This is a genomic window from Psychroserpens mesophilus, assembly GCF_000826645.1.
Lineage (GTDB): Bacteria > Bacteroidota > Bacteroidia > Flavobacteriales > Flavobacteriaceae > Psychroserpens > Psychroserpens mesophilus.
Genome location: NZ_JXJP01000021.1, coordinates 72,992 through 82,446, shown reverse-complemented (window position 1 = coordinate 82,446; position 9,455 = coordinate 72,992). Strand labels below are relative to the sequence as shown.

Genomic DNA, 9,455 nt, shown 5'->3' with positions numbered 1-9,455 from the left:
ATAACTATTCCCTCCACCTTTTATTTCATCATCAGCTTCCATTCCATTGAACCCATAACGATAGTTCCCTTCTGAGTCGTGGCGTTTTGGCATTAGCATTCCAAAAGGATAGTAATCAAATTCGTAGTAACACCAATAATATAAAGAACTTCAACAATTTATAAAAACTTAAATTTTCACCTCATAAGGCAAAATATAGACATAAAAAAATCTATTAAATATGAATTTGACATAAAGATAATAACTTTATAGAATAAAATTTCTTAATTTTAAAAATATGTAATTCTTTTTGTCTGAACTAGTTGAAATTTTGATTTTAATTTCTCAACCAAAATGATATATTTGTTACAGATGAAAACAAATCTCTATTAATATGAAAACAACACTAAACGAGCAACCAATAAAAAAAGGTCATTTACATGCTTATTCCATGACAGAAATTTTAGGAGTTCTTTGTATTATCGGGATTTTAATTTATTTGGTTGTGCCAAACCAAACGTCTGTTGTTGTTTCAGCAAAATCTATTGAAGCACAAAACATGTTGAGCATGATTCATGGTTTAGAACGAAGTCATTTTTATCGATACTCTAGATATACACAAGATTTTGATGAATTAGGTTTTGAACATGCATTGACCATTGATAAAGGAGGTCAAGCTGTATACAAGATTGAAATTATAGAATCATCAATGAATACATTTAAAGCTACTGCAACATCGCTTCAAGATTTTGATGGAGACGGGAATTATAATACATGGATGATTGACCAAGATAGAATGTTAAAAGAAACTGTGAGAGACTAAAAATTGATGCTTCAACTTTTTTATGGGGTTTTATGTTTGTGTTTGTTCATTATTATTTGGCAAGACTATAAACATCGTTCCATTCATTTTTCGTTACCAATCTTAGTATTCGTAATCAGTATAGTAATTAACTTTTTTGAAGAGTCATTAGTTTTTTTAGATTTATTAAAAAACATAGGTTTTGTATTAGTCAATATTTTTGGATTAGTGTTTTATTTTTCATTTAAAAGTAGAAAACTGATTAATCCAATAGATTCAATGATAGGACTTGGTGATGTTTTGTTTTTTGTAGCGATTACACCTTTATTTATATTAAAAGATTATATTTTATTTTTTATTTTAGGAATGGGATTCTCTTTAATATTACATTTAATAATAAATTCATTCAAAAAACAAGTCACTGTTCCTTTAGCAGGTTATCTTGCTTTATTTTTATTAGGAATAGTTTTTTTTGAACACATATTAAATTTAAACCTAACGCATCTTAATTTTTGAATTCATTAGAACATATTGAGCTAAGCATAGATTTACAACAGTCTATTAATTCTGATATCGCAAATCATTTTAGCATAGTGCCTAAAGAAATTAATGCTGAGTATGTAAGCTTTTTTATTGATGAAAGCAAAATAACTTCTTTAGCTGCTACAAAGGAAGAACTTACATTGATTCTCAATAAGACCGTTGAACTTGTTCCAATTGAAAGTCCTGTTTTAAAAAAAGCATTATCTACATATTATAGAACTAATACAGAACGTTCAAAATCTATTTCATATTCAAATGACTTTTTAGAAGATCTAATATTTGATGCGAAACACATAAACGCTAGTGATATCCATATTGAAATTTATGAAGAAGACGCTAGAGTAAGACTAAGAATCGATGGTCACCTTATAGAAAGCAAACATATTAAAAAGGACAGTTACAACGAATTAATCAATCAAATTAAAATTAAATCTAATCTTGATATTACAGAAAAACGCCTTCCACAAGATGGTAGAATAGAATATGAAGATTTTGATATGAGGGTATCAATATTACCAACTCATCATGGCGAAAAAGTAGTTATGAGAATTTTAGGTAGAGATGCATCTCATTTAGATATTAATCAATTAGGCTTAGAAGCTGATGACCTCTCTAAGTATCTTGAAGCTGTTAGAAAATCAAATGGTATTGTCCTTATAAGTGGTCCAACAGGTTCAGGTAAGACAACTACTTTATATGGAACACTTAAATATTTGAATGATATAAAGAGAAATATTGTTACCGTTGAAGATCCCATTGAATATACTCTAAAAGGCATAAATCAAGTACAACTTAAAGAAGATATAGGTCTTACTTTTACTTCTGCATTAAGATCTTTTTTAAGACAAGATCCTGATATTATTATGCTCGGTGAAATAAGAGATGCGCAAACAGCTCAAATGGCTATTAGAGCTTCATTAACTGGGCATCTAGTTTTGTCAACCATACATACCAACTCTGCTATTGGAACTATTTCAAGGTTAAGAGATATGGGAGTGCCGCCATTCTTGTTAGCAGAGACAATTAATATTTCTGTTGCTCAAAGATTACTAAGAACACTATGTTCCGATTGTAAGCAACAGCAACAATTTAATCAAGATGATTTGCCGAAAACATTTGAACTAAATAAAGAAATAAAAACACATTATATTGCAGTAGGTTGTGACAATTGTTATCATACTGGTTATAAGGGCAGAAGAGCTATTTATGAAATTCTACCCTTATCTTTTGATATCGCAAATGCCATCAAAAATGGAACACTTGAGCAATCAAATATTATGAAAAATAAAAAACTTTCAGATAAAGCATTAGATTTGTTTATGCAGGGAAATACTTCCTTAGACGAAATTTATTCTATACTAATAAACTAAAGACTTATGGCTAAGAAAATACTAGTACTCTTAATCGTTATGCTATCATCATATGGTTGGGCACAGTCGAATTTCAATGAGTTTAAGTATAAAATGGAAGAATTAGCCAAAACAAAGAAAGGTCTTGATGAAAATATAAGAATAGACTTAACCGGACTAACACTATATGATTTCATAACAACTTTAGCTGAAGAACATGAAATTAATGTAAGTGTTGACCCTCAACTTAACGAAATTGTAACAAGTAACTTCTTTGATGTAAAAGTAACTGACGTATTCTATTTTTTAATAGAAAAATACCAATTGGATGTTGATGTAATGAACAACATCTTAATTTTCAACAAGAGAAAAGAAGAGATTAAAATTGAAAAACCTAAACCGTTAAAACAAATTGATGTTTCATATAACAATCAAAATGATTTCTTGTCAATGAAACTCAAAAATGACTCTTTGCCTAGGGTAGCTCAAGCTATTACAGACGTATCTAATAAAAATGTATTTCTTGCTCCTGATGTGAAAGACATGAAGGTATCTTCATATATATTAAATAGACCATTCGATCAGGTTTTAGAGATGATGTCAAAATCAAATAATCTGATTGTTACTAAAGATGAAAACAATAATTATTATTTAGAAAAAAACAACACTCCAAATGAAGTACTAAAAGATAATAATTCCCGTTTGAATTCGTCTAATAGAAGAAATAATTCTAACAAATCTAATAATGAAGGTGGAAGTTTTTCAATTACCACAGATGATAACGGATTCTTAGATATTCAATCTTTTGAAGGTGATGCAGCCGAAATAATTATAGATGCTGCTGAAAAACTTAATATTAGTTTTTTTATGTATAATACTCCTGAAGGTGTAAATACAACCTTAATTGCAAGTGCAATTACATTTGACGATTTATTAAATCATTTATTTAAAGGAGAAAAGTATACCTATAAAATAGTTGATGATCTTTATTTAATTGGAGAGCATGTTACAGAAGGTTTAAGAACTACAGAATTGATTCAATTAGAAAACAGATCTATCGAAACTGTATTTAGAACCTTGCCAGCAACACTTACTCAGAATTTAGAAGTAAAGGAATTTATTGAGTTAAATGGATTTGTTGTCTCAGGTTCTAAAACTTATATTGATGAATTTAAAGAGTATATTAGAGAAATAGATCTAGTTGTTCCTGTTATTCAAATAGAAGTTATAATTGTTCAATACCAAAAGTCTTATGAGATCCAAACTGGAATACAGGCAGGAATAGACAATCAACAAAGAACAACTTCTGGAGCATTATTCCCAACTGGAGATGTGTCTTTAAATTCTACTTCCGTCAACAGTCTTATTGATGCCTTTAACGGTCTTGGATTTATAAATCTAGGAAAGGTTACCGAAAGTTTTTATCTTAATTTAAGAGCACTTGAAAATAATTCGTTAATAAAATTATCCTCAACCCCAAAACTTGTAACCCTAAATGGACATGATGCGACGTCTACAATTGGAGAAACGAGTTATTACTTTGAGCAAAATAATCAGTTAATTAATACGGGAGTTAATAATAACATTTTGCAATCGGGAACATGGAAATCTACTGAAGCTAATTTGAGTATTAATATAAAACCATTTGTGTCAAAAGATGAAAATGTAACGTTAACCATATCCGTAGAAAGAAGCTCTTTTTTAGCTCGTGTTGGTGAAAATGCTCCTCCTGGAAAAGCGACTCAAAAATTTGAATCCATGATTAGCGTTCGTAATAATGAAATGATTCTACTTGGAGGTCTTGATGAGCTAGAGAATGAAAATTCTGGAACTGGAACACCATTTTTTGCCAGAGTGCCAATTATAAAATGGTTTTTTAGCAGCCGAAAAAAAAGAAAAGAAAAATCTAAACTTCATATTTTTATTAAACCTACCGTTACTTACTGATGATAGAAAAAATAAGGAAAAGTATAAAAGGTTTAGATCGTTTCTATTTAATAGGAGTATATAGTGTTGAAGAAAATATAGCTTATAAACTCTTAGAGGTTTCACTTGAAGTTGACAATCTTAAAATTATTAACAAACAAGCTTTCCTAAGCTTTAATGATGACTTTAAAGCACATCTAAAAAAGGACTTTCCGGTTATTTTACATTTTGATGGAGACAATGTGATTTCTAGAGCGACCAAAAACGAACAAGGTTACAGAAATAATATTGTCTTTAAAATGAATCCTGATGATTTTTATTTTTATGAATACCATCAAGAAAACCAAATTTTTGCATCATTAACTCGAAAGCAAATTATTGATGATACCATCATACAATTAAATACAATAGAAAAATTTGTTGTTCATCTATCAATTGGTCCATTTGTGTTGCCTCAAATTTTTCAAATGGTTAAGGGTGAAACTCAACTGTTTTCTTTCTCGCATTGTCTTAAATTAAATTCTGGTCAAATAGAATCTTTTGAGAAAACAGAAACTAAATTAACTGAAATTGTTATTTCGGATGAAAAGTTTAGTCAAGATGAAATTGGATTGATTGCTACTTTTTTAGAATACAAACAAGGCAATGAAAAGATTAAGTTTGAAGATGATTTCTTATCTAAAAATAAGGATGAGCAATTATATAGAAAACGCTTTAAGTTAATGAGTGCTTTTACAATAATATTTATAATGCTCATTTTGTTCATCGGTCATCAACTTTTAAACTCTTATATTAATTCTTTAGCAGAAAAAGAATCGGAGTATTCTTTATCACAACAAACAGTTATGAAAGTTAATGAACTTAGAGAAGAAAGATTATTAAAAGAAAAAATTCTTGAAGCAAGTGGTGTAATTGACGCTAATTATATGAGTCAATTTATTGTTGATATAGGAAACATTACTCCTGAAACAATTACAATAAATATGATTCATATTAATCCTCCCTTAAAAAAAATTAAAGTTCAAGAAAAAATAAACATTGACATTAAAACAATCCAAGTAATTGGCGAATCCAATAATGATGGTGATTTTAATACGTTTATTAAAGATTTGAATAGGGTCTCTTGGATAAAAAAAGTGGATATTTTAGACTATTCAGAAGACAAATCTGTTAATTCATTTTTAATAAAAGTGACAAAATAAATGCAAAGTAGCTTCACATATAAACAAAAATTTTTTGGTGTTGTTATAGGATTCGTTATTCTGTTATTGGCATCTTATAAAAAAACTTATAAGCATGTTTTTGAAGCGAAATCCCAATTAAGCCTTGTTAATGAAAAATTACAAAATGGAGATAATTCTTTTAATGAAGTTTTTATTCTTAAAAATGAGATTAAAAGTCTTGATAATATAATTGGAGGACAAACTAAAACCCCAAGTGAAGTACAAGAAATGATTTTAGACTTTATTTCGAAGTATGGAAAAGTCATTAATATTTCTTCAATTCAAGACACTCATATTATAAATGATAGTGAATTTAGAGTTTATACAAATGTTATAGAGATTGAAGGTTCTTACTTTGATTTAGTACCAATGCTCTATAAAATTGAACAAGAATTTATAGTATCAAAAGTTGTAAGTGCAAAATTCTTTTCAATTAAGAACTATAGAACTAATTCAAAACGATTATATTTAGAATTAATTTTTCAGAATTATGAAAAAAACACTTAGTTACGTATTTATAATACAATTACTAATAATTGCATTTTCTTGCGATGACATTGTAGAAGAAGATATTGAAAACGATACTATACAAACAATTTATCCTACCGAGGGAATGCTGATTCAAGGTAATACTGTTCAGTTTGCTTGGCAAGAATTAGATGGCGCAGATGAATATAAAGTACAGGTGATTGATGCTAATCAATTATTAGTAGTTGATTCACTTGTAACTGTTACAAATATTAATTTCATATTAAATCCTGGTAGTTATCAATGGCGCGTGAAAGGAGAAAACTTTGCGTATTCTACTCAATATACGTTTCCTATAAATTTTTCGGTTGAAGCGTCAGACAACTTAACAAATCAAAATGTAATGTTACTTACACCTTCTGATGATTTTTATACAAATGACACAAACATTATATTAACATGGTCACCAATTACTAATGCTGATATTTACAGTTTAGATATTATTAAAAATCTTTCAGGTCAACAAACTGTATATCAAGAAACTAATATTACAAATACAAATGTAACTTTACCTTCTGATATTTTTGAGGAAGATGCTGAATACGTGTGGCAAGTAAAAGCGTTGAACGCTAATAGCGAAACAAATTTTTCTAACAGATCAATATTTGTTGATCGTGAAATTCCAAATCAACCATCACTTGTATCTCCAAATAATCTAGAATCCTTTACAACATTTACAATTGATTTCAATTGGACTACAGTTAATGATACTGGAAATGTTCAATCTTTAAAATCTAATGTTATTGAAATATCAACAGATATTAATTTTGGTACCGTATTATTTTCAGAAACTTTAGTAAATAATTCGTATCAATTCACTTTTGATAATATAGGAACGTATTATTGGAGAGTAAAAACTTTTGATGAAGCTGGTAATATTGGAGACTATAGTGTTGTTCGAACTTTAGTTATTGAATGATGAAAAAAAAATATCTTAACATAGCGTTATTTGTTTTGGTATTAATAATTTATGCAGGCGTATTTTCTAAAATTTTTGGCAAAAAACCACTTGAAACTAACAGTCAAGACTACAATTTTTCGTTTACTAACCAGATTCCAAAATTTGATATTAAACGAAATAATTTTGATATCAATAATATAGAGAATGATCCATTTGGTATAAATAAAAGAATTAAAAACCCGATTACTGTTTCTAAATCCAAACCTGTTAAAACATCTGGGCGTTACAAAACAAGTGAGATTAAAAAACAATGGCCACTAATTAATTATTATGGGTTTGTAAAAAGTAACGGCAAGTCAACACGATTAGCTTTAATTAAAATCAATTCAAAACTATATCGTAAAAGAGAGCAAGAGTCTGTTGAAGATATTCGTATTATTCGTGCTTACAATGACTCAATTGTCATTAAGTTGAATAATGAAACAAAGACCATAACGAGAATAAATGAAAAATTTAAAGACTTTACCAATAATTAACACATTGCTAATCCTAGCCTTGATAATCATTACTTGTTTTAGAATAGTAAACGAGTCTAAGAACGAATTAGTTTATGTGGATAATGTAAAATTATTCAACGAGTTTAATATGACTAAAGAGATCATGTCGATAGAAGAAAATAAAATGACACTCCGTAAGAAAGCCTTAGATAGTTTATTGGGTTTATACAATATTGTAAATGATAAAACATCCATACAGGCTATAGATTTACAATCAAAGATTTCGATAAAAAATGAAAACTTAAAAACCTTACAGTCCGAATTTTCAAATACTATTCCTAATAAGATTTGGTCAAGACTTAATGCTTATATAAAAGATTATGGAAAACAAAAAGAGGTTAAAATTATATTTGGTATTTCTGGAAATGGCAATATTATGTATGCAGATGAAACAAATCTAGACGTTACCGAAGAACTTTTAAAATATATTAATGATAGATATGAAGGAAAATCCTTAAGTTTATAAATCACTTAATTAACTTGTCATGTTAAAAAAACTACTTTTCATAATAATCGTTTTATATACAACCAACTATAATGCTCAAGAAGAACTTTTGTTTAGCACAGATGATATTACAAGAATATTTAAAATTGACAATTTTTTGTATTACGGTATTGGAGATACAAGTTCTTTGAATTTTCCAGATGGTTCTATACATTTTATTGATCTAAACGATCCAAGTTTCACGCCTCAGCTTCTTACTGGTTCACTCAACAATCCTATAGGTATGGATTATAAAGATGGCCATTTGTATGTTGCTGAAGCTGGTTCTAATAAAATTATTAAATTAGACCTATCACAAACTAACCCGATGCCCATTGATGTATTTCAAATTGGTGTACGCCCAAATGATTTATTATTTGTAGGCGATATCCTCTATTTTTCAGTCCCTAACTCTAATGTAATTGCTAGTTATGATACCACTTCTAGTGGAGCTGTACCTGTAGCAGTTTTTTCAACACCAGCTCCATTTGGTATTGAATTTAAAGATGGTTTTATGTATGTTTCTAATACTTTGATAGATGCTATATATCGTAAAAATATTATGGATGAAAACTCAGAATTAGAATTAGTTATTGATGACATTACTGAATCAAACCTTGATCATCCTTTAAATATCGAATTCTTTGGTAATGATTTATATATAGCTAGTAGAAATTCTGATAAGATATTTAAGGTAGATGTAAGTAGCCCTCCTTTTGTTGCTGAAGAGATTTTATCTTTTAATGGAGTTTCAGACCTTCTAATTAATGATGACTACTTATATTATTGTAATACTGCTTTTATTTACAGAATTGAGCTCGCTAGCTTGAGCATTGATGAGTTTTCAATTCTAAAACCAAAACTATATCCAAATCCTGTCGAAGATGTCTTAAATGTTTCAAATATTAAAAGTTCCCAAATTTATGAAATATATGATGCTACTGGCAGAAAAATAAAACAGGGAGTTTTCAATCAGAACGACAATAAAATCCTGATGAATAATTTAAGTTCTGGCTTTTATGTAATAAATTTTAAAGAAATTAACCATACTTTTAAGTTTTTCAAGCAATAATTTCATATAGAATACCTTCTCAATCCCTTGTTGTTAAAGCGTTTTTATAATTACTTAAAAAAAATATAAATCTTAACGATTTATTAACATT

10 protein-coding genes are annotated in these 9,455 nt (G+C 28.4%); all 10 read left to right on the top strand.

Annotation, left to right across the window (positions count from 1 at the left end; all coding sequences use genetic code 11):
* Positions 1-373: 373 nt before the first annotated feature.
* The 10 genes from TD18_RS14835 (at position 374) to TD18_RS14790 (ending at position 9,364) form a co-directional block, all read left to right on the top strand.
* On the top strand, positions 374-802 hold the full coding sequence (locus TD18_RS14835) for a hypothetical protein (protein WP_040254173.1): 429 nt from the start codon (positions 374-376) through the stop codon (positions 800-802).
* Between the two features lie 6 nt (positions 803-808).
* Positions 809-1,297: a prepilin peptidase gene (locus tag TD18_RS14830; protein ID WP_152611386.1), complete on the top strand. Its 489-nt coding sequence runs from the start codon at positions 809-811 to the stop codon at positions 1,295-1,297.
* Positions 1,294-2,694, top strand: a complete 1,401-nt coding sequence (locus TD18_RS14825) for a GspE/PulE family protein (RefSeq protein ID WP_040254169.1) — start codon at positions 1,294-1,296, stop codon at positions 2,692-2,694. Before TD18_RS14830 ends, TD18_RS14825 begins: the two co-directional genes overlap by 4 nt.
* Positions 2,695-2,700: 6 nt before the next feature.
* Positions 2,701-4,620 (top strand): type II secretion system protein GspD, encoded by a 1,920-nt coding sequence (locus TD18_RS14820; protein ID WP_040254167.1) that lies wholly within the window; start codon positions 2,701-2,703, stop codon positions 4,618-4,620.
* A complete protein-coding gene (locus tag TD18_RS14815) occupies positions 4,620-5,801 on the top strand; it encodes a hypothetical protein (protein WP_040254165.1) in 1,182 nt (393 codons plus the stop codon). Before TD18_RS14820 ends, TD18_RS14815 begins: the two co-directional genes overlap by 1 nt.
* The gene (locus tag TD18_RS14810) at positions 5,802-6,329 is read left to right on the top strand and encodes a hypothetical protein (protein WP_040254163.1); all 528 of its coding nucleotides are present in this window, start codon (positions 5,802-5,804) and stop codon (positions 6,327-6,329) included.
* On the top strand, positions 6,313-7,269 hold the full coding sequence (locus tag TD18_RS14805) for a hypothetical protein (protein WP_040254161.1): 957 nt from the start codon (positions 6,313-6,315) through the stop codon (positions 7,267-7,269). The genes TD18_RS14810 and TD18_RS14805 overlap by 17 nt, the downstream gene beginning before the upstream one ends.
* Positions 7,266-7,787 (top strand): hypothetical protein, encoded by a 522-nt coding sequence (locus TD18_RS14800; RefSeq protein ID WP_040254158.1) that lies wholly within the window; start codon positions 7,266-7,268, stop codon positions 7,785-7,787. Before TD18_RS14805 ends, TD18_RS14800 begins: the two co-directional genes overlap by 4 nt.
* A 109-nt stretch (positions 7,788-7,896) precedes the next feature.
* Complete coding sequence (locus tag TD18_RS16835) at positions 7,897-8,274, top strand: OmpH family outer membrane protein (protein ID WP_160289473.1); 378 nt, start codon at positions 7,897-7,899, stop codon at positions 8,272-8,274.
* A gap of 19 nt (positions 8,275-8,293) precedes the next feature.
* Positions 8,294-9,364, top strand: coding sequence for a T9SS type A sorting domain-containing protein (locus TD18_RS14790; RefSeq protein ID WP_040254156.1), 1,071 nt, complete (start codon positions 8,294-8,296; stop codon positions 9,362-9,364).
* The last annotated feature ends 91 nt before the right edge of the window (positions 9,365-9,455 follow it).